The organism is Polyangium fumosum (assembly GCF_005144585.1).
Taxonomy (GTDB): Bacteria; Myxococcota_A; Polyangia; order Polyangiales; family Polyangiaceae; genus Polyangium; species Polyangium fumosum.
The window spans coordinates 42,171-65,425 of the sequence record NZ_SSMQ01000005.1; the positions used below are offsets into that span (position 1 = coordinate 42,171).

Sequence of the window (23,255 nt, forward strand, 5' to 3'; positions counted from 1 at the left end):
TCCGAACGAGCGGACGCGCGCGACGCGTCGACGCGCGAATGCGCGCGCCGTCGCCGCACAACAAATGGTTCGCTATGATTTCGATTTTATCGACGCCGCGTCGCGATTCGCTCCCCGACCGCGCCGGGCGCGAAAAAATGCACGCGCTCCGTATCGATGAAGACCGGCAAGGTCTCGCCGACACGAATCCCCGCGTGCGCGTCGACGTGCGCGACGGCGTGCGGGTGACGCTCGGTCGCGAGGACCACGTCCATCTTGTCCCCCAGGGGTTGAATCAGCGTGACGCGCATCGGGATCGCATTCTCCGCGGTCGCAAAACGCGCGCTCGCCTGGTCCGACATCGCCTCCGGCCGCACGCCCATCACGACGGCCGCCCCGGCGCGCGGCGCGAGCTCAGCGCTCGCCCATGACGGTACCGAAACCTTCGCCGTCCCCTCGTCGAAGAGCAAGCGATCCCCCTCCCGCACGAGCTGCCCTTCGAAAAAGTTCATCGGCGGGCTCCCCAGAAATCCGGCGACGAAACGATTGGCCGGGTTGTGGTAGATCTCCAGGGCGCCGTCACATTGCTGAATCACCCCGTCCTTCATCACGACCACGCGATCTCCGAGCGTCATCGCTTCCTCCTGATCGTGGGTCACGTAGACGGTGGTCGCATGAAGGCTCATGTGTAGCTGCTTGATCTCCGCGCGCATCTGCACGCGGAGCTTCGCGTCCAGGTTGGAGAGCGGCTCGTCGAAGAGAAAACACTTCGGCTCACGCACGATGGCGCGCCCCACGGCGACCCGCTGCCGTTGCCCGCCGGAGAGCGCCTTCGGCTTGCGATCGAGCAATCCTTCGATCCCGAGGATCTTGGCCGCGCGCATCGCCTTCTCGTGAATCACGGCCGCGTCGAGCCCGCGCAGCTTGAGCGCGAAGACCATGTTCTCGTAGACCGTCATGTGCGGGTAGAGCGCGTAGCTCTGGAACACCATCGCGATGTCGCGGTCCTTCGGGGGCACGTCGTTCACGACACGGTCGCCGATTTTGATGGTGCCGGAGCTGAGCTCTTCGAGCCCGGCGATCATCCGGAGCGTGGTCGACTTTCCGCAGCCGGAGGGCCCCACCAGCACGACAAACTCTCGATCGGCGATCTCGAGGTTGAAGCCATCGACGACCTTGACGCCGCCCTCGTAGACCTTCACGACGTCCTTCAGCGTCACGCTGGCCATGTTCGCCTCGCTCCCCCTGTTCGTCGCGTCCCTCGCGGCACGCGAGCGAAGCTCCCGGCGCCGCGCGAGGGTGCTTCGAGGTGTTGCCTGCCAATGACGCGGGTCAGGGCTGGACTGTTTCCTCTTCCACGCTCGCGGCTGTCGCCGTGGAAAGAGGACGCGTCAACTCTCCAAGAAAACGTGCTGGAATGAGGCGCGAGGGACACGGCGCACCCTCGCGGTGCGCGTCGATGAGGTCTTTGCCCGCGCAAAGGACCTCCCTCACGTCGAAGCCGATGTGCTCCACGCCCTCCGACAAACCGAGCGGCCGCGGCCAGTTGCAATGGGCGAGCACGTAGACGTCCTCGCCCGCTTTCAACTTCGCGCGCTGGAGCCCCGCGAGCACCGGCGGGATCAGGTTGTCGTCCATGACGAAGATCGCGTCCGGCCGGCTCCTGCGGTCGAACATCAGCTCGGTCAACCGCTCGCACCCAATCGGCGCGGCGTGCACCGTGAGCAACCGGTCGGGCTTCAGGCCAAACCCTTCGAGACACTCCTGGGCTGCGGCGAGCTTCGGCGCGTGCGGCGACATGACGGCAATACGCAGCCCTTTTTCCAGCAAGCGCGCCGAGGCCCGCTCGATCAACCCCGCAAAGTCGAGCGTGACCAGGCTCGCGTGTGGCAACGGCGCCCCGATCGCGACGCGCGGCAGCCCGGGCTTCTGCAGCACGGGGAGCAGATAGAGCATCGCGGAGTTGACGAGCAATACCCCCGCCGCCGATCCACGCGCCTCCACCTCGCAGAGCTGCCGGTACTCGGGGTTGTTGGCGCGGCCGTCCACGCCCACGAGCGCGCTCACCTGGCCGGCAATCCCGGTCTCGCCCCGCTCGATGACCTCGTGGGTGATGGCTAAAAACAGCGACCACTCGTTCGAGCCCGGCTGCTCGCTCGTGACCCACACATAACGGTCGTGATGCGGGAATCGCTGCGTCACGAAGACCTTGCGCTGCCCCTTGACCGTGAGGAGACCTTCTGCCCGGAGCGTGTCGAGCACACGTACGACGGTCGGTCGCGTGACGCCGAACTGCTCCATCAACGCGTCGTACGTCGGCAGCCGCGAGCCTGGCGCGTAGCGCCCTGCCAGGATCTGCTCTTTGAGCAGTCGAGCGATGGCTTCGACTTTTCGCGATGGCATGGTCCGACGCGCAGACTATCACGGCGGTCCTCCTGCGGGGCAAGGTGCTCGTCGTCGGCTCATGGCAGTGCCTCGGTGACGCTCCGCGCAATCACGTCGTCGTCTCGCTCAACCTTCGAAGCTCTGCGTCGAGCTCATGCCCTGAAAAAGGGCCCGCTGGACGATGAAGAAGAGGACGACGATCGGCAGCGTGGTCATGACCGAGGCAGCCATCAAGTAGTGCCACTGGGTTCCGCCTTCCTGGCTCTGGTACGCCTGAAGTCCTAGCGTCAGCGTGTATGTGCTCTGATCGGTGAGGAACAGGAGGGGGCCCAAGAGGTCATTCCACGAGTACATGAGCTGAAAGAACGCGACGACCACGAGCGGCGCCTTGGAGAGCGGCAGGTACATTTGCCAGAAGATGCGAAACTCCGAGGCGCCGTCGAGGGTCATGGCCTCCGGCAGGCTCTTCGGGATTCGCATGAAGAACTGCCGCAGCAGAAAGATGCTGAAGGCGCTGCCGAAGAAGGTGGGCACCCAGAGCGGCTTCAGCGTGCCAATCCAGCCGAGCGTTCGGTAGACGCTATAAAGCGGCACCATGACGACCGGGAAGGGCACCATCATCGTCGCCAGGGTCAGGCCGAACAGCAGGTTTCGCCCCGGCCATTCGAGGCGCGTGAAGCTGAACGCCACGAGCGCGCTCGACAACGTCGTCCCGATCGTCGCGAGCGTACAGACGAACACCGTGTTGAGCGCGTACCGGAGGAACGGGATGTACTCGATGGTCGCGGCGTAGTTCCGCCACTCGATGGGGCGCGGGAGCCACACGGGGTCGGGGGTCAGCGTTTGTTCGATGGGCTTGAGCGAAGTGGACAGCATCCACAAGACGGGAAAGACGAACACCAGCGAGCCGACGATGAGCAGGACATGAACGACGGCCCTCGACCACGGTCGCTGGCGAAACGTGCTGCTGAAGGGGGAATCTGCGGCGGCCATGGTTCACGCCCCTCCATAGTGGACGCGGGTATGCCCGAGCCGGTGCGCCAGCGCCGTCAATCCGAGCACGACCAGAAACAGGATCCACGCCATGGCGCAGGCGTAACCCATGCGCAGGAAGTAGAACGCATTTTCGTGCATGCGCTGCGTATAAAACAACGTCGCCCGCGCGGGGCCGCCCGCCGTCATGATGTAGGGCGTCGCGAACACCTGCAGGGCGCCGATGATGCCCATGATCGCATTGAAGTAAATGACTGGCGAGATCATGGGGATCGTGACGTGGCGGATCTTCTGCCAGAAGCTCGCGCCGTCGATGTCGGCGGCTTCGTAGATCGAGCGCGGCACGTCCTGCATCGCGGCGAGCAGCGTCAACACGGTCTGTCCGACGGTCCACGTGCTCACCAGGATCAACGACGGCAACGCGAAGCGCCGCTCGGCGAGCCAGGAGGTCTTCGGAAAGAGCCCGAAGCTCGCCTCGTGCAAGAAATGGTTGATGACGCCGAACTCGCCGTTCAGCATCCAGATCCAGATCGTCGCCCCCGCGACCACCGGGACGAGCGTGGGCAAAAAGAGGAGCGTGCGGTAAATGCTCGATCCCCGCAGCTTGGCGTCGAGCAGGAGCGCAAAGAAGAGCGCCACGGTGAGCCCGAGCGGGAGCGCGATGACCACATAGATCAGCGTGTTCTTCAGCGCGATCCAGAACACCTCGTCCTGAAAGAGATCAACGAAGTTCTGAAGCCCGATCCACCGCGGCGGCGACAGGACGGAATAATCGCAAAAGCTATAGACGATCGACGACGCCACCGGATAGGCGAGAAACACGAGGAGCCCGATGCCCCAGGGGGAGAAAAACGCGAGCCCCTTCCGCAACGAGGCATTCGAGCGCACCGGCTTCTCGACGCCGCTCACCTTGGCGAGCCTCCTCCGCTCGCGTCGGGCGGCCCCGACGAGCCCCACGCCAAGGAGCCCGATCAGACCGAAGGGGAGAAAGGAGAGCCAGCGCGACGGCGCGGCGTCTTGCCGATGGCGATGGCGGTCCCACGATTTCTGGACGACCGTCTTGACGTCGCCGAGCGCCTGATCGGCCGTCGCCTCCCCGAGCCACAACCGCTGCGATGCATTCCGAATCTCGAGGGTGTACTCGTTCCAGACGCTGATCCGCGGCTGCGGCGTCGCCCCCGGGCTCGCGGCGAGGTCCTGGAGGCTCTTGATGAAGGGGTTCTTGTGCGCCCGGTAAAACTCCGGACTCACGCTGCGGAGCGGCGAGAGCTTCCGTTGTCCCAGGCAGAGCTTTTCCATGGGACCTTGCTGCGTGAGGTATTCGAGGAACTCGAAGGCCTCGTTCGGGTGTTTGGCGCCGCTCGGGATCACCAGCATGTCGGCGTCGGCGATGGCGACCGGCGGTCCGCCCTCTTTCTCGGAGGGGAACGCCGCGGCGCCCCAGCGCATCTCGGGGCTGAACTTCTGGATGAAGTTCCCCATCCAGATCCCCTGGAGCACCATCGCGAGCTTGCCGCTCAAGAACGGGTTCTGCGCCGAGGCGAAATTGCCGAACGAGCTCGTGAAATTCTGGAGCTGCCCGGCGTCGTGGCGCCTCCCGTAGCCCTGGAACCAGGAAAACGCCCGGACGTTCTCCGGCGAATCGATCGTGATGTTCGCCCCTCCATCCCAGAGCCGCGCGCCGAACCAGAAGCCCCAGCCATAAGGCCACCAGTTCGTGTCGGCCGGCATGAACCCGAGCTGCGCGATCCTGCCGCCCTCGACGACCGTGAGCTTCTCCGCCATCGCGTCGAACTCGGCGATGGTGCGCGGCGGGCGCTCCGGATCGAGCCCCGCTTTCGCGAAGAGATCCTTGTTCCAGTAGAGGCTCACCACGTTGGGCACGGAGACGACGGCCCATACGTGGTCCCGATAAACGCCCATGTCCCAGTACACCGGCAAGAAGCTCTCGCGGTCGAGGTGTGTACCGCGCATGAGCTCGTCGAGCGGGACGAGCGCGTTTTTCTCGGCAAAGTCGGCGATGTCGGCCGCGAGCAGCCCCGCGATGTCCGGCGGGTCGCCGCCCGCCGTCGCGATCAGCGTCTTGTGCTGGTACTGGGAGACGGACTGGTAATCGACCCAGATCCTGGATTGCGAGCGATGGAAGTCCTGAAGGACGGACTCCATCGCCTCCTTCTCCATGCCGGTCCATTTCTCCCAGTAGCTCACCCGCACGCGCCCCTCGGGCGACGGCGGGGGCGACCCCTGCGCGCGTACGGCGGGGGAGATCAACGAGCAGAGCGCAATGGCGAGGACCGAGAGGAGCGCGACGAGGGAACGTCGCGGCCGAGCGCTGCTCGACCGAGAGGCGCGGGCGAAGGGCGCCGCCAGGCGGGCGGGGGCCGCCCATTGCTGAACGTCGAGGCGATCCGACGAGCAACGGCGCATGGCGCGGGACTCTAGCCACGCAGGGGCCGAGAATACAATCGAAAACGGGGTCAAATTCGAGTGTTTACCGGGACGAGGGAGGCGCCCCGCCGCCGCCCGCGAGCGGGTCACTTCGGGACGTCGTCCGGCAGGATCCCACACTCTCGGAAATCGAGGCTCGTCTCGATGCGGAAGTTGGAGCCGCCGGGGTTTCTCTCGGCCTGGAAGAGGTCGAGCTTGTAGACGTTGCCCACCGTGATCCCGAGCTCGGCCGCGCGCACGTCGAGGTTCACGTTGCCCGTGAGCGGACCGTGGATGCCTCCGATGTCCACCGCGAGCTTGTCGTTGATGAACACGAACACGTCGTCGTCGCCGCGGAAGTTGAAGACCTCGCCGCCCTTGTACTCGAACGCGGTGTGTAGCTCGATCGTGAACAGGAAGTTGTGCGGGCCGACGTCGTTGCCGCCGATCTGCACGTCCCCCGGCGAGGTGTTGAACTTGTCGAGCGGGAAGAAGCTGTTCGAGTCGAACAGGAAGTACCCCTCCTTTTCCGGATCGGGCTGGAGCCACAAATCCATCACGTAAGGCACGTTCACGCCGGCGACGTTCCTGTACCAATCGTCGAAGGACTCGATCACGTCGAGCGGCATACGCGCGGGGTTGATGTCGGGCTTGCGGTCGGCGGGGAGGAGCGGGAGGATCTGCCCTGTGTAGAGGCCTGGATCGATCCACGACGCCGGCTTCTCTTCGCCGAAGTCGATGTGCGCCTGCGTGAAGTCGCGCGCGATGGCGCGTAGCACGTTGGCGCAGACGTTCTGGCTCGGCTCGTTGAAATCCGCGAGCGGCCCGAGGATCTTCCAGCCGCCATAGGTCGTCTCGGCGGTAAAACCCGCAGGCAACGTCTCGTCAATCTTCGGAGGCGGTTTGTCCGGCCCGCCCTCGCCCCCGCTCCCGCCGCTGCCTACGAGGATGAGCCCCCCTTCGCCACCCGAGCCACCGCTCGAGCTCCCCCCGCTGCCGCTGCCTCCACTCCCTCCTTGCCCGGCAGGTGTGGCGCTGCAGGCGATCAAGCCGAGGATTGCAACACTCAGAGAAGCGAAGAGGAGCGGGCGTCGAAGCATGTGTGGAACGATAAACAAACTCAGGCGAATGATCAGTACATTGCGTACTTTTACCATCCGCTCCGCGAACAGATCGTCTCTGCGCCGCATTGCGTCAGGATCACGCGACGAATCGGCGCGAAAATTCCATATGGATCGCTCCTCGTGGCCGCGTCGGTAAAACCGAGCCATTGACTACGAATTTGATGGATCGCGACCATCTCGTGTTGTTAGGGCTGAACGGCAGTCCACTCGATTGGGGGGCTTCACCATGGATCGGATCAAGCGTATGCAGCCCGTGCTGAATCAGCGCCGCGCCGCGGGGACGCGCGCGCTCGTCTATGCGTGTCTCCTTTCGTGCGCCGCGTGCAGCGCGACCTCCGGCGCCAACACGACCGGGAGCGGCGGCAGCGGAAGCGGCACGGGCGGCGGTGGCACCGGCGGCAGCGGCGGCGCCGGAGGTGATATCTCCGTCGGCGTGGGAGGACTCGCCATTCCGGACGGCGGCACGGAAGAGGACGGCGGCATCGTCGAGACGTTGCCCCCGGCCTTCCTCGCGACGGAGGTGGGGGGCTACAAGCTCGGAGGGCCGACCAGCGAGGGTTCGGGCAATGGGGGAGGAGGCCCGAACGAGAACGAGGCGTGCGGTAATGTCCTGGTGGCCATCGTTCGTGACTTCAAAGGCAGGAGCGAGGCGGGCGGGCACGTCGACTTCGAGGGCCCCTTGTACGGCAACGATATCACGAAGGGCCTCGTGGAGCCGACCCTCGGCCCCGACGGGAAGCCCGTCTACGCGTCGCAGTGCGAAGAAGGTCACCCGGCCCCGCCGCCGACGTGCCCCTTCGGGCCCGAGACGACGACGAAGGCAAACTTCGATCAATGGTATCGCGACACGGCGGACGTGAACAAGCCCTACCTGCTCCAGTTGTGGCTCGCTCCCCAGCCCGGCGGGCTCTTCACCTTCCAGAGCTTGTCCTTTTTTCCGCTCGACAGCGCGGGCTGGGGCAACTCGGGCGTCGACAAGGAAGGCGTGATCCGCAACTTCAGCTTTACCACGGAGCTGCACACGCGGTTCCAATACAATGGCGGCGAGACCTTCCTCTTCGAAGGAGACGACGATGTGTGGGTCTTCATCAACGGAAAGCTCGCCGTTGATCTGGGCGGCCTTCACCCGAAGGGATCGACCGCGGTCGTCCTCGACACGTCCGCCGAGCAGCTCGGCCTCGTGAAAGGGAAGGTGTACCCGCTCGACCTTTTCCACGCGGAGCGGCACACGCCCGAGTCGACGTTCCGGATCGACACGAACCTCTCGTTCGTGAATTGTGGGCCGGAAGTCCCCAAGTAAAAACGTGTTCCCCGGCCACGCACACGCCGTGGCCGGGGAACACGGGCTCTCGGTCGTCCGTCAGGGCTCGATGCCCCACACCACCGATTGACCTTGGTACATCAGCACCACGTTCGCCCAATCCATCTGCATCGAGGCCGCAGCGTTGAACGAATGGTCCCCGGTCTGCGTGAAGCTCTGGGACATGAAGTTCTGAACGGTCCACGAGAACTGCAGGCGGGAGCCGGGTGAGAGCATGGTGCCGCCCGTGAAGCCGAACGCCAGGTACGTGTCGGCAGACGCCACGGGCATGGGCATCGGCACGACCTCGACGTTGATGTTGCCCGTCGGGAAACCCGCGTTGGGGCCCCCCACGACGCCGACATTCGCCCAGTTGACGGTCTTCATGAGCGTCGCGGCGACTTCATTGGTCAGGTAATAACGAAGGGTCAGATCATTGAGGTTCACCGGCTCGCTACCGTTGTTGACGATCCAGAACTGGGAGCCGATGGCCGCACTCGTGGCAGCGCTGATCTCCACCTTGTACTGAACCACCATGCCGGTCGGGCCGCCGCCCGCGCCGCCGCCCCCGCCGGCGCCCCCCGCGCCGCCACCCCCGCCACTCCCTCCCGCGCCTGACGACGCAGACGAACTCGATGATGAGGACGAGCTCGACGATGCAGACGAGCTCGATGACGCGGACGAGCTCGACGATGCAGACGAGCTCGACGACGCGGACGAGCTCGACGCGCCTCCCTGACCGGTTCCTCCCGCGCCGCCGGAGCCGGTCCCGGCGCCAGCGCCTGCGCTCTGGTTTTCGGGCTCGCCCGTGAGCCCCTCGGCACAGCTCGCGAGAATGAGCGTCGACATGAGCAGGAGCGCGGCGGATCTCCCACGCGATCTCGTTCGGGCTGAAGAGGGGAGGACATGCCAGCCACGGCTCGCGCAAGGGTTCATGGGACCTCCTTATGGCATAACGAGATCCCCACTATCACGTTGCTTCGGCGAAACAAATCAGAAACACGGTCAGAAAAGACCATTTACTACGGCGTGGTTATGCGCGCCTCGCGAAGCTTCAAGGGGCCCTGTAGATGGCCCCTCCCTTCATCACGAACCGGACATTCCGGAGCGCCGCGATGTCCCGCGTGGGATCCCCCTCGACCGCGATCAGATCCGCCAGCTTGCCGGCCGCCACCGCGCCGATCGCCGCGTCGAGGTGCAAGAGCTTCGCCCCGCGGGCCGTCGCCGCGCGCAAGGCATCAACCGGCGTCGCGCCGTACTCCACGAGCAGCTCGAGCTCTCGGGCATTGTCTCCGTGCGCGAAGACGCCGACGTCGCTCCCGTTGACGATGCTCACCCCTGCGTCGAGGGCCGCCTTGAAGACCTTGCGCTTCTTCGTGAGGCTCTCGGGTTCGGGCGTGCTGCCCTTCTTCCAGCCCTGATAACGCGCGAAGGCCTCGCTCGCCGCGAGCGTCGGGCAAAACGCGACGTGATTCTTGGCCATGAGCTTGAAGACGTCCGGCGTTCCCTGGTCGCCGTGCTCGATCGTGTCGACCCCGGCGAGGGCCGCGCGCCGCATTCCTTCGGCCGAGGTCGCGTGCGCCGCGACGCTCCGGCCGCTCGAACGCGCCGTCTCCACGATGAGCCGAAGCTCCTCGACCGAAAATGTCGGCCGCGCCTCGCCGCCGGGCCCCCAATAGTAGTCCGCATAGACCTTGATCCAATCGGCGCCGTGCCCGATCTGGTCCCGCACGACGCGCAGGAGCGAATCGTGCCCATCGGCTTCCTCTGCGCCCTGCGGCACGTGGAAACCAGGATCGAACCCCTTCGGGCCATAACTGCCCGTGGCGACGATGGCCTTCGTCGTGACGATCATCCGCGGGCCCGGGATGATTCCCTGATCGATGGCCTGCTTGAGCCCGACGTCGGCATACCCTGCCCCCTCCGTCCCGAGATCACGGACCGTGGTAAAGCCGGCGAGGAGGGTGCTGCGCGCGTGGTTCGTCGCGCGGGCGACGCGCAGCGTGAGCGGCTCCCGCGCCACCTGCTTGTCCCAGGAGGCTTCATCGTAAGGATGCAACAGGAAATGCGAATGCCCCTCGATGAGCCCAGGCAAGAGCGTCGTGTTCGGCAAATCAACGACCACCGCGTCCTTGGGTGCCTGCACCTGCGCTTCCGGCCCCGCCGCTTCGATGCGATTGCCGCGCACCACGATCACCCAGCCCTCGTGCGGGCGCGCGGTGTCACCGTCGAAGACGCGCGCCGGCTTGAGCACATAGAGGCCTTTTCCAGCCGTCCCCGTGAAGGTGGGCGCGGGGAGGGCCGCCGGAAGAGAGGCCACTGTCGAGCTGCTTTGATCGGGAATCGACTCCGCCGCAGGGCATGCGCTCGCGATCGGAGGCGTGCCTCCGCCGCTCGCCGTGGAGGCGCGCGGCGGGCCGACGGGAGCTGTCCCGGACGCTCCACCGCAGCCCGAAAAGAACGTCATTGCAGCCAGCAAGGCCCCGATGGCACCAGCGTTTTTCATGGGTTCATGCAAGGAAAGCGGCATTGGGGAATGGAGAACCTGCGCGACGCGCGTCCCTACCACGGGCGCTCGTCCGGAGGTACCTGAAAACACCGTCGGGTTGTGTTATGCTCCGGCCGTGAGCGACGAACGACATGACCTGCACGGATACCTTGTTTGCCGGCAGCGGATGGCATTTCAAGTCGGATATCGGCTCCATGCCTTCGTCCTGGCCCTCGCCGTGCCCACGCTCTGCGCCTGCACGCCGACGCCGGCGCCTCCGCCAGAACCAAAGCCGTCGGTGGGTGTATCCAAGCCCGCGGTGCTCGAGGTGGCCGGCGATGCGGCCGCCAAGAAAACCGCCGACGAGGGGGGCCCGGACGCGGAGGAACGGGGCACGCGGACCCAACGGGAGCACCCGAATGACATCGTGATCCGGCTGCGCTACGAGCTAACCGATCACCACATCGCCTGTGATGTCGCGCCGTCAGGCCCATGTACCGTGCAAGGTGATCTCGACGGCGACGGCCACCCCGACGACGTGGTGTTCGTGCGCAACCGCGCGGGCGTCGTGGGAATCGCCGTTTTCTTGGGGACGAACCCCGTCGAGTTGCTCGGCGGAGGGAGCCTGGCGAAAAAATACTGGACAAAGACGGAGGTACCCGACGTCGGCGCCGCGCCGGACGCGCCAGGACCCCCGGAGGAAATCGACGCCGACCTCGGCTGGATCCGGCGCTGGGAGCTACGACCCCTGAAGCTCCGCAATGGCGCCCCCTTCTTCGTCGGGCAGATCGGCAAGAGGACCGTCGAATCCCCTGCGCCGGACGCCGTCGGCGACGGGCTGCTGCTCGACAGCGGCGACGCGGCGGCCATCCTCTATCGTGTCCCCGGCGGCTGGAGGTTGATGCACCTCGGCTTTTAGCAGCAGGCATTGACACGAGGGGATGACAGCAGGTGTCATGTGCTCGTGACAGGGTCACGACGGCGTCACAACGAAGGGTTCACGGCGTCTTCGCCTCCGGGGTGTGCGTCAGCGTCTCCCTGCGCAGATCGCGCAGCGGATTTGCGCAACTTGCGCAACGTGTCGCTGGCACCTCACGGGCGCCACGGCCGTTTGTCGGGCGGGCCGAGCTGGCCCGGGGCTTGCTACGGGAGTGATCCCGTGGATGAAGGACCCCTGCGCGTGGGCTGGCTGCTCGCGGCCGCCGCCGCGCATGGGGCGCTGTTTGGCGCGGGATATCTGCACGACGAGGGCCGCGCCAAAGCACGCGAATTGCGCGAGGCGATCCAGGCGCAGCTCGATCCGTTCGAGGTCCCGGTCGAGGCGCCGCCGCCTGCCGAAAAACCCGCGCCCGAACCGCCGGAGGAACTGCCGCCCACGCCCCGGCCCATGGCGATGCAGTCGCCGCGGCCTCCGCAAAAGGATTCCGCCGATCACCCGCCGAAGGAGGCCCCCGAGGAGCCGGAGCCCGTCCCGATGGCAGCGCCGCCGGTGCTGGTACAGCAGGGTCTGCCGGATCTTTCGGCCGTCACGTTCGTGAGCGGCATTGGCGAAGGCACCGGCCTCGTGTCGAGGTTCGGCGCGGGGCTTCGTGCGGCGCGCCGGTCCTCGCGCGGGGGCGGCGCGCCGTCGCCCCCGTCCCCGCCGCAGACGCCCGATCGATCCCGCCCGGCGTCGCTCCACGGGGATCGCGCGTGGGACTGCGATTTCCCGTCGGAAGCCGAAGCGGCGGGGATCCGGAACGTGGTGGTGGAGCTGCGGATCCTCGTGCGCGCGGACGGCCGCGCGCAGCGCGTCGAGGTGGTGTCCGATCCGGGCCACGGCTTCGGCGCGCAGGCCCGGTTCTGCGCGGCGCAGCACCATTATAGGCCCGCGCTGGACCGGGATGGGCAGCCGATCCAGGCGTCGCTGGGGCCGATCCGGATCCGGTTCATGCGCTGAGCACCTCCGCAAGATTCTTCCAAACGGCCCCTCCTCCGGCCCGCGCCGCGTCCACCGCCGCCTCGTTTGCGCCTCGAACCCCGCGATTTCACGCTTTTTCGCGGGGGCGCAAGGCGCGTCCATACGCCGCGCCTCGCGGGATGCATCTTGCCCTCGTCGGCGCGCACCTCTCCCCCGCGCCCACGAGGAGCTTACGACCATGCACAGCCGTTCCCTCTCGATTGCGATCGTCTCGTTTCTGGTCTCCACCTCGGCGCTCGTCGCCGGATGCAGCGATGATCCCGCGCCCGCCTCGACCCAAAGCACTTCGTCGGGCTCCGGCGGGAGCGGCGGCGCCGGCGGCCATGGCGGCAATGGCGGTACGGGCGGCGACGGCGGGGGCGGCGGGAGCAGCAGCGCCCCCGAGGTGGTCGCCGCGTTTGATCCCATGAAAGGCGAATACGTCGAGGGGCTCGACATCAAGGACGGCGTCGCGTACGTCGGCGCCGTCCTCACCGGGCAAATCCTGAAGGTCGACCTCGCGACGGGCGCGATTTCACCTTTCGGCGCCATGCCCGCCTTCTCGCAAAACGGCGGCGCGCTGGTCGGCCTGACCCTCGGCCCAGACGGCGCGGTCTACGGCGCGCTCAACATCACCGCGGCGGGCGGGCCGCAGACGGGCATTTACCGCATCGCGCCCGCGGGCGGCGACGCGACGCTCTTCGCCTCGGATCCGGCCATGATCTTCAACAACGACCTGCGCTTCGACGCGGCCGACGACCTCTTCGTCAGCGACTCGATGTCCGGCGCCATCTTCAAGGTGTCGAAGGACGGCGGCACGGTCTCGAAGTGGGTCGAGGACATGTTGCTCACGCCCGACCCGGCGATCTGCGGCGTGCAGACGAACTTCCACCTCGGCATCAATGGCTTCGTGCGCGCCGGGGACGCCTATTATGCGACGAACACCGATCGCGCCTCGATCGTGAAGATCCCCGTGAACGCGGATGGCAGCGCGGGGAAGCCCGAGGTCTTCCTGGCCACGGATTGCGCCACGCTCTCGGGCGCGGACGGGATCGCGGTGGATCCGAGCACGGGCGACCTGATCGTGGCGATCAATTACAAGGAGACGATCCTCCGCATCGGCATGGACAAGTCGGTGAAGAGCATCGCGAGCGGCGAGCCGCTGCAATCGCCGGCCTCGCTCGTCCTCGACGACAAGACCCTCTACATCACGAATGCGGCGTTCGCGGCGCTGGCCTCGGATCCGTCGAAGGCCAAGCCGTCGCTCGCCAAGCTCGTGCTCCCGTAGGCGCGGGATCGGGCCCGGCGTCGAGGCGCGCGCGGGCGCGTGGCGGGGCGAGGTCCCGGAGCCACGCGCCCGGCGTCGTGCCGAACTCGGCCCGGAACGCGCGGGTGTAATGGCTCTGATCCGCGAAGCCGAGCGCGTAGGCGATCGCGGAGGGCGACTGCCCCTGCCGCAGCAAAAAAAGCGAACGGGTGAGGCGCAACCGGAGCTGGTAGGCGTGCGGCGGCATTCCCACCGCCGCGCGAAACGCGCGGACGAGGTGGTATTTGCTGAGGCCCGCGACCGCGGCGAGCTTGTCGAGGGGGATCTGTTCGCCGGAGTGGGCGTGCAGGTACTCGCGGGCGAGCGCGACGCCGCGCGGCTCGGAGAGCGGGCCCTTTCCCTCGGCCGCGCCGCCGAACAGACGCCGGAGGCTCGTCACGAGCCAGCTCTCCCATTCGAGGGATCCCGCCCCGGACCAGAGGCTCTGGTGAAACGCCTGCAGCCCGAGCGCGGCGACGGGATCCGCGAGCACGAGCGGCGTCTCGGGCAAGGAGAGGCGGGCGCCCGCGGCCTCTTCGAGGTAATGGGAGAACATACGAGCATCCATCGAGGCGCCGAGGTTCTCGGGCGCGTGGCCGGGGATGGCGGTGACGGCATACGTCGTATGCGCGGGCATGATCCACACGCAAGGCGCTTCGCGCGCGTCGCTGACCAGGAGCCCGCCGGCCGCCTCGGTGCGGACCATGCCACGGCGCAGCACCCCCACCAGGATCTTCGCGCTCTCGGCGCCCTCGGCCGCGAACGATCGCGCGTTCGAGCGAAAGAGCTGCACGGAGGCGCCGGTCGTGGGCGTCTGAAATTCGCACGCGTGAAAGCTCGGCGCCGGTGTTCCCATTCTCGATGCAATCGTAGCATCGTTCCTCGATGCACAGAAGGACGAGCCGGGGCTGGACACGGGGCCCCCCATCGTCCTCCGCACGCCGACAACGATGACCGAGGGGGTCGCCTCGCGTCGACTCCCTCGGTCGACGATGACCGGCGGGGGTCGACGCGAGGCTATCCCCTTCGGTCGACGATGACCGGCGGGGGTCGACGCGAGGATACCCCCTTCGGTCGACGATGACCGGCGGGGGTCGACGCGAGGATACCCCCTCGGGAGACGACGACCGGCGGGGGTCGACGCGAGGATACCCCCTTCGGTCGACGACGACCGGCGGGGGTCGACGCGAGGATACCCCCTTCGGTCGACGATGACCGGCGGGGGTCGACGCGAGGCGACCCCCTTGGTCTACGAGGATCGGCGGGGACGGGCCTTGCTCACCGGGTGATCGTCACCTCGATCGGCTACTTCAGCGACGGATCGCCACCACGCCAGTCGCTGAATGCACCCCGCTCGCGTCGACACTCCACCACCACGACGCGTTTGTTCGCCTCGGAGGACGTGCCCCACTGCGAGGGCATGAGGAGAGCGCTGGTGCCCTCGCCGCAGGCGCTCATGATCTGCGGGCGAACCGCTTCGACTTCCTTGGGGCCCTTGGCCGCGGCAGGCGCCTCGCCGCACGACGTGAAATGCCACCCGCGCTTCTTGGGCGGCGAAATCTTCGGATCGGTCCAGCCCCCCGGCGTAGCCATGCTCTCGACCCATACCTGTCGAATGCCACACGCGGTGACGGACGCCGATTCGAATTCCGTGAACGCCTTCTCGCACTGCGCCCGCATCGCGGCGGCCGTCAGCTCGCCTTTCGAGGTGGTGAGCTTCGCCTCGGGATAATCGCGGGCGAAGGTCTTCCAGGAGTGCTTCGAGAACGTATCGTCCGGCGCGACGTCGCCGCCGCAGGCCCAGAGTTTCTCCCGCGCAGCGGCGCGCGCCTTCACGTCGGCCTCGGTCGCGAGGTCCAAAGGCGCGCTGACGCCGAGGGCCGCGTCGAACTCGGCGAGCCGGGCATTCGCCAAATCCGGATCCGGGGAGCGGCCGCCGCCTCCCGCGATCGCCCCGAGACAACCGGTCCCGAACAGAACCAGCACGTTCGTCACGACCAGGAGCCCGTATTTCATGAAGACCGGCTATGCCGGGTGCCCTCCCCTGTCAAGCACGAAGGAGCGGCATTGCGCCTGGAAGTGGCGGTTTCAGTGGATGTTCAATTGTCGCCGTTTTGCGAGGGGTCCAGACCGAACACTCGCTCATGACGCGCGCTCACGTGGCAACCCATGCACGACGCGACGCGCCCTGCGGACGTCACCTCCCCCTCGGGCGTGACCGTTCCATAGACCCACCCCGCGTCCGTGCCCGGCGTTTCGGGCGCGACCTTGAGCACGACATACGCCCCGGCGAGGCGCGAGGCGCGGTAGACCCGGTCGCCGACCCGTACATACGGATTGAAATGGTCGGCCGTGGCGGGCATTTCCTGGAGGGCGGCGAGCTCGCCCTGGGGAATCGGCTTGTCCATGAGTTCGGGGAGATAACTCTCCTTGACGACGATCTGCCCCACCGGCTGGGGCACGGGCGCGGCGGTATGGATGATCGGGTAGGGATGCGGGTCTTTGGCAAACACCGAATAAAGCTTGCGCGCGTGGCCGCCGTCCTCTGCGGCGCTCATGCGCGTACGGCCCGGCTGGGGCATGCGGCAGAGCCAGGGCGCCCAGCGCAGTTCGTCGTCGATACGCCCCCAGGCCTTGTAGTCGCGGAACGCGGCAGCGAGGAGCGGGACGAACCGCGGATCGAGTTCGGTCGTCGTGGAGGCGCTCGCCGGAGCCGCAGGGGGTTGTGCTTCTTTGCTTTCGGTCGCCGGGGTGACGGGCTCGTCGAGAGGGCGGGTGCACCCGGGCGCGAGGGCGAGGAGGAGCAGCAGGGCAGGACGCATGGGGCTCGATGAGACGCGCACGGTGCGCAAAGGATCTGTGCTCTATGCTCGGCGCACGTCACGCCAACGACGGAGGCTGCGCGTCGGGCGCGGCGAATCGGCCGAGGACGGCAGGCGCGTCGCTGACGGAAATGAGGACGATCTCTTCGTCCGTGGCGATCACGATTCGGTCGGCGGCAGGGCTGAACGCGGCCGCGAGGATCCGCGCGTCGATCCGGAACAAGAGCTTTTCGCCGTCGCTGACCACGCCGGTGCCGTGGAGGATCCGGAATCGATTCTGCGGGGTCAACCCCATCGCCGTTGCCATCTCGCCGGCATAGGCTTCCTCGAACGGGGCCTCCGAGGAGATGCACACCGCGGGGTCCTCCGCGGAGATTTCGGATGGCATCACGGGGTCGAGCTGCGGGATTCCCGTGTCGAGGTCGAGGACGGCCGTGCTCTCCTGCTCGCCGACCCAGGCAAAGCGGCCGTCGCGCGTGCTGGCCAGCACCGCGGGCCGATCGCCGCCCCAGCGAAGGGGCGCGGGCCGGGCGCGCGTCGCCGGCGACGCGCCGTCGTCGCTGCCGTTCGACGCGTCGCCGGCGACGCTGCCGACCACGAGGTCCTCCGGCTGGTCATGTTCGAGCAAACGCAGCGGCATGTCCGCGGGATAGGTGTCGAGGTACGCGTTCGTATCGAGGTCGAGCACGGCCACGCTCGCGCGGCCCGAGACCGCGTCCCAGTATTCGTCTTTGTCGAACCAATCCCACGCGTCTCGCATCCACGCCGCCATGCGCAAGCGCGCGCCATGCACGCTCGTGGCAAGACGGCCGCACGTGGGCACGTGCGCGAGCACGTCGCCGCCGGTGGTGACGAGCCACGAGCCGTGGGGCCGCTGCACGAAGAGCCGCGCGTCGTCGACGAAGAGGAGGCCCCTGACGTCGGTCCCGACGTCCTCCGGCAAACGGCCCGGCATGCCCACGAGGCGCACGGGCGATGAAATGGGCTTCGGCTCGGGCCACGGGCGTATCGCCGCGGGCGGGGACACGGTCGCGTGCACGACGGTCTCGAAGAGGTCCTGCACCACGCGCTGCCGGGACATCAGGATCACCGGCGGCGGCGCAAGCTCGACGAGGTGGAGCTGGCTCTGCGCCGCCAGCACGAGGGCAAGCCAGGCCTCGTTGAGCGGGCCGATCCACGGGTCGACCATGGCCGGACCGAGATCGGCGTAGAAAGGACGTTGCCCCGGCGGCGGCAGCGGGACGGCGCGCGTGATCAAGACGGCCACGAGCGCCGGATCGGCCCCGGCGCGTACCAGCGCCGCCGAGAGCGCGGAGAGGCCCGTCGCGCCGGCATTCTCGTGGGTATCCATCTCGTCGGCCGGGCGGACGGTGTCGCCGTCGAGCCACGCTTCGCAGCGCGCGATCGCTCGAACCTGATCGGCCGACAAACGCAGCACGTCGGCCACGAGGGGCGCGAGCGCGGGGTGCAGGACGCCCACGACCTGCACGTGGCCGTAACGACGCTCGCGCAGCGCGGGCGTGGAGCAGAGGACGCCGCAGCGCTCGCACGTTTCGCCCGCGTGTTCTTCCCCGGACAGCGCGCCACACGCGCAGCGGAACAGGCTCACGGGCCCGAAGATGCACTGGCAAAAAATGCCATCGCGGACCGGCCGGCGCCTCGAGTTCGACCAGCGCCGCAGGAGGTCGCCGCTGGTGACGCGTCCAAACGAGCGAATGTCGTCGGGCGCCGCGGGGTCGAGGAGGTTCTTCTGGACCCATTGAAGGTCCGCCACGACGTCCGACGGAGAGAAAAACCGGTCTCGAAGGGACATGGGCGCGATCCTCGCTCGGAGAGCTACGACGCCGCACGTACGCGACCTCCTCGGCGGCGTCAATGGGGAGCGCGCGCCCCGCGTCCCGGACAGGCTGGAGCGGATTCAGGGCGAGGCGCTCGGCCGCGTCGTAATGCTGATCTGCCTCGGGACTTCCTCCGTGAACGAACCGACGGTGGTCACCTCGGCCGTTTCGCCGCGGATACGGGCGACACGAATCTCGGGGTCGATCCCATCACCGGCGTAGGCGATCAGCGCGTCGTCGCCGCAGATGCCGGGCGCCGCGCCGATCGATAACGTGGAGCTGGCCGTCGTGTCGATCGTGACAAGCTTACCCCAGCCCACGCCGGGCACGTAGCGCAGCGCGGAGAGCGCGCCCGATGTCGAGGGAAGGGCCACGATCACGTCCCCCGCGGGGGTCGCGGTGATCGCAGGCTCGAGGCTCTGGATCTCCAGCTTGATGCTCTCCGGGGGCGACCAGACGCCGTCGTGGAGCCACGTCGCCGCGATCGTCGCGTAGGTTTCGTGATACACGACGACCACGTCGTCATTCGGGAGCACGACGGCCTGCGGAGGCGCGACGGGGATCTCGTTGCCCATGAAGACCTTCACGTCGGCGCGGCAATGCGGCTCCGTCCAGCCTCCTCCGTCCGACCAGAAGACCTGCGCGTCGCAGAGCTCGTTCAGGGTGCCGAGGCCCACGCCGAGGACGCTGCCCTCCGTGTACGTCCGGACAGCCGAGGTCAGTTCGAACGGCGAAAGCTTGGGATAGGGATACCAGTCGTACGCGTCCGGATCGAAATGGGCGAGGGAGGATCCTTCGCCGGCATTGCCCATGAGCAGGGAGACGCCCACGGTGACGACCGGGCTCGGCACCAGCGGGAACCAGCCCTGGACATCGTAGAGGTCGAATTTCGTGCCATCGCCGGTCACCATGAAATGGCTCAGCGCGGAGTCCGTGCTCGTCTCGATCCAGTACACGCCGAGGTGACCATAGACATCCACGTACGTCGTCATCCGATCCGCGCCCTGCATCGGATAGGAGGGCGTGATCCACTTGCCCTCGTGATGGACGATGACCTTGCCGCTCTGCCATCCGGCGGCCGCGACCATCGCGGCCTCGCCCGGCGCGCACGTGGGCGCGGGGAGGCCGCCGCTGCCGCCGCTGCCACCGGTGGACGACGAGGACACGCTCGTGTCTGCGCTGGAGGCGCTGCCCCCGCCTCCCGCGCCCGTCGCCTCGATGTCGACCTCGCTCCCGCACGCCGCGAGCGCGGACAAGATCGCGCCTGCCGCGATTGCGCGCCTGCGGGCGCTCACGATCTGGAACATGATGCCTCCTCCGTTCGCCCGCCCCGATCGAGCAGGCACGACGAGGGTGGCCGCGCGGCGTCGGCCGCGCACCTTAAAGCCGATTAAATCCACGGAGGACGAGGTCTCCGCTCTCGTCGAGGTCCACCTGCACGCCGAAGCCCCGGCCGATTCGATGGAGGGTCTCCCCCAGCCACACGGCGTCGCTCCGGCGGGCCCGGCCGAGCCGGAAGCGGCGAATCTGCATCGGCGTCATACGGAGGCGCGCGAGCTCGCCCGTGGCTGGGTCCACGACGGGAAAGTACATCAGGGCCAGGTCCCCCCGGAAGGACGCGTGGCCCGTGATTCCCTCGTAGTCGTTGAGGAGATCGCCGCAGCCGTAAAGGATGAGTTTGTTCTTGTAGACCTCGATGGGCCGCGGGTGGTGGGAGGAGTGCCCGTGGACGAGATCGACGCCTCCCTCGAGGAGCGAATGCGCGAAGCGGACATGCTCCTCCGGGACCTCGTACCCCCAGTTGCTCCCCCAATGGATGGAGGCAATGACGACGTCCCCGGGCCGTTTGACACAACGGACCCTCGCCTGGATCTGGAGCGCGGTCGTGTCCGACAGATCCACGAGCCGCTCGACGCCGGGAGAATCGTCGGTCGCGGCCCAGCTCGCGGGAATGCCGCTCGACGCCGTCCCGAAGGCGAACACGAGGAGCCTGCCGCCTCCGGGGAGCGGGAGGACCGCAGGCGCGCGCGCCTCGGCCAGGGTTTCGCCCGCGCCGGCGATCTTCAGCCCCGCCTGCTTCAGCGTCGTCAGGGTTTCGATGAGCCCCGAGGTGCTGTAATCGAGCACGTGGTTGTTCGCGAGGACGCAGACGTCGATGCCCGCGGCCAGGAGGCAAGGGGTGTTGTCCGGGTGCATCCGGTAGTTGATGCCCTTGTCCGGCCAATACGCGTCGCTGCGCGTGACGCTGGTCTCCAGGTTGATGATCCGCGCCGCGGGGGCCGCTCGTTCGAGCGCGGCGAGGGCGTCTCCCCAGATGTACGCGTGTCCAAACGGCCGCTGGATCGGGCCGTTCGTGTCCTCCGCCATCGTGACGTAGTCCCTGGCGTCCCGGATGTACGGCTCGTACAGGGTCGGCTCGCTCGGGTGCGGCAACGCCTGATCGATGCCTCGCCCGGTCATGACGTCGCCGCACAGGAACAATTCGAGGAGCTCGCCCGTGGGCTTTGCCGGCTGCACCCGATGGTCTTCGACGGCCCGCGGACGTTCGTCAACGCGAGCGCCGGCCCCGGCTATTCGATGCGGCAGGCCTCGTCGAAATCGAGGCGGGGGTTCCGCGGGTAGAGCTTCGTCGGGTCGCCATGGCCGAGGTTGACGAGGAGGATGGATTTCCACGGCAGGTCGGCGAAAAACGTGGCGTCGATTTTCTCGCGGTCGAAGCCGGCCATCGGCCCGCAGTCGAGCCCGAGCGCGCGGGCCGCCAGGATCAGATAACCGGCCTGGAGCGAGGCATTTTGCAGCAAGAAGAAGTCGCGTTGGTCCGGCGGCATCGCGGCGAGGGCCTCGCCCATCGTGGGACGCGCCGGGAAGAGCTTCGGCATCTTCTCGTGAAAGCGCGTGTCGTAGGCGATGATCGCGGTGGCGGGCGCGCTCATGGTCTTGTCGACGTTGAGCGGCGCGAGGCAGGGGCGCAGGCGCTCCTTCGCCTCGGGGCTCTTCACGAAGACGATGCGCGCCGGCACGCTGTTGGCCGCGGTCGGTCCGAGGCGCAGGGCGTCGTAGAGGCTGTGCAGGGTCGCGTCGTCGACGGGCTCGGACAACCAGCCATTGTGGGTGCGGGCTTCGACGAAGATTTGCTGGAGGAGAGGGTCGTTCATGACGGCTCGTGGGGTGGGAGGTGGAGAGCTACGTTCTTTCAGGTCGCGAGCGCGGGTTTGGCGATGCGGGCCTCGGTCTCGCGCTTCGGTTCGCTCGGAAGCTTGCGGCTCGCGGGGCGAAGCGCCCACGAGGCGGCGGCGATGGCGACGAGGACGAGCGGCGTGATCACCTTGCCGGCCGGGTCACCGCTGGCCGCGTGGGAGGCGGCGGCGCCGGTGAGATCGAAGATGATGCCGGCGTACGCCCACTCCTTGAGGCGAGGGAAACGCGGGACGAGCAGGGCGACGGCGCCGAGCACCTTCCACGCGCCGAGGATGGTGGCGAAATAGGCCGGGTAGCCGAGGTGCGCCATGCCTTCCATGACCTGGGGGGAGCGGGAGAGATCCCCGAGGCCGCCCGCGGCGAACGCGAAGCCGAGGAGACCCGTGGCGACCCAGTAGCCGATCGTTCGTGCCTTGTCGTTCATGAAGGGGCATTGTCAGACCTGCGCGCGCCTGTAACAATGCATCAACAACTGGAAGCACCTGACAGGATTTGATCCAGATGGACGACCCCCTCGAGACCTCCGAGCTGCTCGCCTTCGCGAAGACCGTGGAGGCCCGATCGCTCTCCCGCGCCGCCATCGAGCTCGGCGTCCCCCGCGCCACCATCAGCCGCCGCCTCGCGCGGCTGGAGGAGCGGCTCGGGGTGCGCCTGCTCCGCCGCACCACGCGCAGCCTCACCCTCACCGACGCGGGCGAAGCGCTCCACCGCCACGCGCGTATCGTGCTCGACGCCGTCCACCACGCCGAGGCGTGTGTGCGCAAGACCGACGACGCCGTCCGCGGCGAGCTGCGCGTCTCGGTGCCGCCGATGAACGGGACCTCCTTCAGCACGATGATCTGCGATTTCGCGCGGCGCTACCCCGAGGTCCGCCTCCACATCCACAGCACGACCCAGCACGTCGACCTCCAGCGCGGCGGCTACGACGTCGCAATCCGCGCCAGCACCGACCTCGAGCCCGGGCTCGTCGCCCGGACGCTGGCGCGCGACCCCGTCCTCGCCGTCGCCTCGCCCGCCTACCTCGAGGCCCACGGCACGCCACGCACGCGCCGCGACCTCCGCCACCACCGCTGCCTCATGGGCTTCGTCCGCGGGGAGCTGCCGCAAACGCAATGGCCCTTCTCGGGCGGCAAGTTCCAGGTCGAGGGCACGCTCTTCGCGAACGACATCCATTTGCTCTGCGACGCCGCGCTCGAAGGCCTCGGGATCGCGCTCTTGCCGCAGCTCTTGGTGCACCTGCACCTCGAAAGCGGCGCCCTCGTGCACGTGCTCCCGGGCGCGATTCAGGCGGAGTCGCACATCGCGGTGGTGTATCCGGAGCGGGAGTTCCTGCCGCCGCAGGTGCGGGCCTTCATCGACGCAGTGGTGGCGTGGGCGCCGGAGCTCGTCGTGCGCGCGGGCGCGCCGAAGCCGAAGCGGGCGGCGAAAAAGCGAGGCGATCGCGCGACAGCGTGAA

The 23,255-nt window shown here is 67.7% G+C and carries 21 protein-coding genes; 6 read left to right on the forward strand and 15 right to left on the reverse strand.

Features of this window, described 5'->3' with window-relative positions; all coding sequences use genetic code 11:
- Positions 1–86: 86 nt before the first annotated feature.
- The 5 genes from E8A74_RS06475 to E8A74_RS06495 all read right to left on the reverse strand — a co-directional run bounded on the left by E8A74_RS06475 (position 87) and on the right by E8A74_RS06495 (position 6,884).
- Entirely contained in the window at positions 87–1,208 is a 1,122-nt protein-coding gene (locus tag E8A74_RS06475; RefSeq protein ID WP_136928050.1) for an ABC transporter ATP-binding protein, read from the reverse strand.
- Positions 1,209–1,311: 103 nt separating this feature from the next.
- Positions 1,312–2,382 carry a GntR family transcriptional regulator gene (locus E8A74_RS06480; RefSeq protein WP_136928051.1) on the reverse strand — a complete coding sequence of 357 codons (1,071 nt, stop codon included), beginning with the start codon at positions 2,380–2,382 and terminating at the stop codon, positions 1,312–1,314.
- A gap of 108 nt (positions 2,383–2,490) precedes the next feature.
- Complete coding sequence (locus E8A74_RS06485; RefSeq protein WP_136928052.1) at positions 2,491–3,357, reverse strand: carbohydrate ABC transporter permease; 867 nt, start codon at positions 3,355–3,357, stop codon at positions 2,491–2,493.
- Positions 3,358–3,360: 3 nt separating this feature from the next.
- Positions 3,361–5,784 (reverse strand): extracellular solute-binding protein, encoded by a 2,424-nt coding sequence (locus tag E8A74_RS53795; RefSeq protein ID WP_211365300.1) that lies wholly within the window; start codon positions 5,782–5,784, stop codon positions 3,361–3,363.
- A gap of 107 nt (positions 5,785–5,891) precedes the next feature.
- Positions 5,892–6,884 carry a fibro-slime domain-containing protein gene (locus tag E8A74_RS06495; RefSeq protein WP_170228905.1) on the reverse strand — a complete coding sequence of 331 codons (993 nt, stop codon included), beginning with the start codon at positions 6,882–6,884 and terminating at the stop codon, positions 5,892–5,894.
- Positions 6,885–7,134: 250 nt separating this feature from the next.
- Between E8A74_RS06495 and E8A74_RS06505 the strand changes: the two genes are divergently transcribed.
- Positions 7,135–8,208, forward strand: coding sequence for a fibro-slime domain-containing protein (locus E8A74_RS06505; protein WP_136928055.1), 1,074 nt, complete (start codon positions 7,135–7,137; stop codon positions 8,206–8,208).
- A gap of 60 nt (positions 8,209–8,268) precedes the next feature.
- Here E8A74_RS06505 and E8A74_RS06510 read toward each other — a convergent pair whose 3' ends face one another.
- Positions 8,269–8,745 (reverse strand): cellulose binding domain-containing protein, encoded by a 477-nt coding sequence (locus E8A74_RS06510; RefSeq protein WP_136928056.1) that lies wholly within the window; start codon positions 8,743–8,745, stop codon positions 8,269–8,271.
- Between E8A74_RS06510 and E8A74_RS06515 the strand changes: the two genes are divergently transcribed.
- Entirely contained in the window at positions 8,744–8,947 is a 204-nt protein-coding gene (locus E8A74_RS06515; RefSeq protein ID WP_136928057.1) for a hypothetical protein, read from the forward strand. The genes E8A74_RS06510 and E8A74_RS06515 overlap by 2 nt on opposite strands.
- Before the next feature lie 315 nt (positions 8,948–9,262).
- Here E8A74_RS06515 and E8A74_RS06520 read toward each other — a convergent pair whose 3' ends face one another.
- The gene (locus E8A74_RS06520) at positions 9,263–10,714 is read right to left on the reverse strand and encodes an amidohydrolase family protein (RefSeq protein WP_232379408.1); all 1,452 of its coding nucleotides are present in this window, start codon (positions 10,712–10,714) and stop codon (positions 9,263–9,265) included.
- 118 nt (positions 10,715–10,832) lie between these two features.
- Between E8A74_RS06520 and E8A74_RS06525 the strand changes: the two genes are divergently transcribed.
- The 3 genes from E8A74_RS06525 to E8A74_RS06535 all read left to right on the forward strand — a co-directional run bounded on the left by E8A74_RS06525 (position 10,833) and on the right by E8A74_RS06535 (position 13,923).
- Positions 10,833–11,615 carry a hypothetical protein gene (locus E8A74_RS06525; protein WP_136928058.1) on the forward strand — a complete coding sequence of 261 codons (783 nt, stop codon included), beginning with the start codon at positions 10,833–10,835 and terminating at the stop codon, positions 11,613–11,615.
- A gap of 240 nt (positions 11,616–11,855) precedes the next feature.
- Positions 11,856–12,635, forward strand: coding sequence for an energy transducer TonB (locus E8A74_RS06530; RefSeq protein WP_136928059.1), 780 nt, complete (start codon positions 11,856–11,858; stop codon positions 12,633–12,635).
- A 199-nt stretch (positions 12,636–12,834) separates the two neighbouring features.
- Complete coding sequence (locus E8A74_RS06535) at positions 12,835–13,923, forward strand: SMP-30/gluconolactonase/LRE family protein (RefSeq protein WP_136928060.1); 1,089 nt, start codon at positions 12,835–12,837, stop codon at positions 13,921–13,923.
- Here the strand turns inward: E8A74_RS06535 and E8A74_RS06540 are convergent.
- From E8A74_RS06540 to E8A74_RS06575, 8 genes are all read right to left on the reverse strand, one after another.
- On the reverse strand, positions 13,844–14,797 hold the full coding sequence (locus E8A74_RS06540) for a helix-turn-helix transcriptional regulator (protein WP_170228906.1): 954 nt from the start codon (positions 14,795–14,797) through the stop codon (positions 13,844–13,846). The genes E8A74_RS06535 and E8A74_RS06540 overlap by 80 nt on opposite strands.
- Positions 14,798–15,246: 449 nt before the next feature.
- Positions 15,247–15,957: a hypothetical protein gene (locus tag E8A74_RS06545; RefSeq protein WP_136928062.1), complete on the reverse strand. Its 711-nt coding sequence runs from the start codon at positions 15,955–15,957 to the stop codon at positions 15,247–15,249.
- Positions 15,958–16,040: 83 nt separating this feature from the next.
- A complete protein-coding gene (locus tag E8A74_RS06550) occupies positions 16,041–16,763 on the reverse strand; it encodes a hypothetical protein (protein WP_136928063.1) in 723 nt (240 codons plus the stop codon).
- A gap of 58 nt (positions 16,764–16,821) precedes the next feature.
- On the reverse strand, positions 16,822–18,576 hold the full coding sequence (locus tag E8A74_RS06555) for a hypothetical protein (RefSeq protein ID WP_136928064.1): 1,755 nt from the start codon (positions 18,574–18,576) through the stop codon (positions 16,822–16,824).
- A 105-nt stretch (positions 18,577–18,681) separates the two neighbouring features.
- Complete coding sequence (locus E8A74_RS06560) at positions 18,682–19,908, reverse strand: hypothetical protein (RefSeq protein WP_136928065.1); 1,227 nt, start codon at positions 19,906–19,908, stop codon at positions 18,682–18,684.
- A gap of 73 nt (positions 19,909–19,981) precedes the next feature.
- A complete protein-coding gene (locus E8A74_RS06565; RefSeq protein ID WP_232379409.1) occupies positions 19,982–21,118 on the reverse strand; it encodes a CapA family protein in 1,137 nt (378 codons plus the stop codon).
- 53 nt (positions 21,119–21,171) lie between these two features.
- The gene (locus E8A74_RS06570; protein ID WP_136928066.1) at positions 21,172–21,756 is read right to left on the reverse strand and encodes a malonic semialdehyde reductase; all 585 of its coding nucleotides are present in this window, start codon (positions 21,754–21,756) and stop codon (positions 21,172–21,174) included.
- A 38-nt stretch (positions 21,757–21,794) separates the two neighbouring features.
- Complete coding sequence (locus E8A74_RS06575; RefSeq protein ID WP_136928067.1) at positions 21,795–22,223, reverse strand: DoxX family protein; 429 nt, start codon at positions 22,221–22,223, stop codon at positions 21,795–21,797.
- A 77-nt stretch (positions 22,224–22,300) separates the two neighbouring features.
- On the opposite strand from E8A74_RS06575, the gene E8A74_RS06580 reads away from it, so the two are divergent.
- Complete coding sequence (locus E8A74_RS06580) at positions 22,301–23,254, forward strand: LysR family transcriptional regulator (RefSeq protein WP_136928068.1); 954 nt, start codon at positions 22,301–22,303, stop codon at positions 23,252–23,254.
- Position 23,255: the final 1 nt, after the last annotated feature.

Bases quoted from the DNA above. Each gene is read 5' to 3' on its own strand.
- E8A74_RS06475 (WP_136928050.1), bottom strand. From the start codon at position 1,208: ATGGCCAGCGTGACGCTGAAGGACGTCGTGAAGGTCTACGAGGGCGGC.
- E8A74_RS06480 (WP_136928051.1), bottom strand. From the start codon at position 2,382: ATGCCATCGCGAAAAGTCGAAGCCATCGCTCGACTGCTCAAAGAGCAG.
- E8A74_RS06485 (WP_136928052.1), bottom strand. From the start codon at position 3,357: ATGGCCGCCGCAGATTCCCCCTTCAGCAGCACGTTTCGCCAGCGACCG.
- E8A74_RS53795 (WP_211365300.1), bottom strand. From the start codon at position 5,784: ATGCGCCGTTGCTCGTCGGATCGCCTCGACGTTCAGCAATGGGCGGCC.
- E8A74_RS06495 (WP_170228905.1), bottom strand. From the start codon at position 6,884: ATGCTTCGACGCCCGCTCCTCTTCGCTTCTCTGAGTGTTGCAATCCTC.
- E8A74_RS06505 (WP_136928055.1), top strand. From the start codon at position 7,135: ATGGATCGGATCAAGCGTATGCAGCCCGTGCTGAATCAGCGCCGCGCC.
- E8A74_RS06515 (WP_136928057.1), top strand. From the start codon at position 8,744: ATGCCGGTCGGGCCGCCGCCCGCGCCGCCGCCCCCGCCGGCGCCCCCC.
- E8A74_RS06510 (WP_136928056.1), bottom strand. From the start codon at position 8,745: ATGGTGGTTCAGTACAAGGTGGAGATCAGCGCTGCCACGAGTGCGGCC.
- E8A74_RS06520 (WP_232379408.1), bottom strand. From the start codon at position 10,714: ATGAAAAACGCTGGTGCCATCGGGGCCTTGCTGGCTGCAATGACGTTC.
- E8A74_RS06535 (WP_136928060.1), top strand. From the start codon at position 12,835: ATGCACAGCCGTTCCCTCTCGATTGCGATCGTCTCGTTTCTGGTCTCC.
- E8A74_RS06540 (WP_170228906.1), bottom strand. From the start codon at position 14,797: ATGGGAACACCGGCGCCGAGCTTTCACGCGTGCGAATTTCAGACGCCC.
- E8A74_RS06545 (WP_136928062.1), bottom strand. From the start codon at position 15,957: ATGAAATACGGGCTCCTGGTCGTGACGAACGTGCTGGTTCTGTTCGGG.
- E8A74_RS06550 (WP_136928063.1), bottom strand. From the start codon at position 16,763: ATGCGTCCTGCCCTGCTGCTCCTCCTCGCCCTCGCGCCCGGGTGCACC.
- E8A74_RS06555 (WP_136928064.1), bottom strand. From the start codon at position 18,576: ATGTCCCTTCGAGACCGGTTTTTCTCTCCGTCGGACGTCGTGGCGGAC.
- E8A74_RS06560 (WP_136928065.1), bottom strand. From the start codon at position 19,908: ATGTTCCAGATCGTGAGCGCCCGCAGGCGCGCAATCGCGGCAGGCGCG.
- E8A74_RS06570 (WP_136928066.1), bottom strand. From the start codon at position 21,756: ATGAACGACCCTCTCCTCCAGCAAATCTTCGTCGAAGCCCGCACCCAC.
- E8A74_RS06575 (WP_136928067.1), bottom strand. From the start codon at position 22,223: ATGAACGACAAGGCACGAACGATCGGCTACTGGGTCGCCACGGGTCTC.
- E8A74_RS06580 (WP_136928068.1), top strand. From the start codon at position 22,301: ATGGACGACCCCCTCGAGACCTCCGAGCTGCTCGCCTTCGCGAAGACC.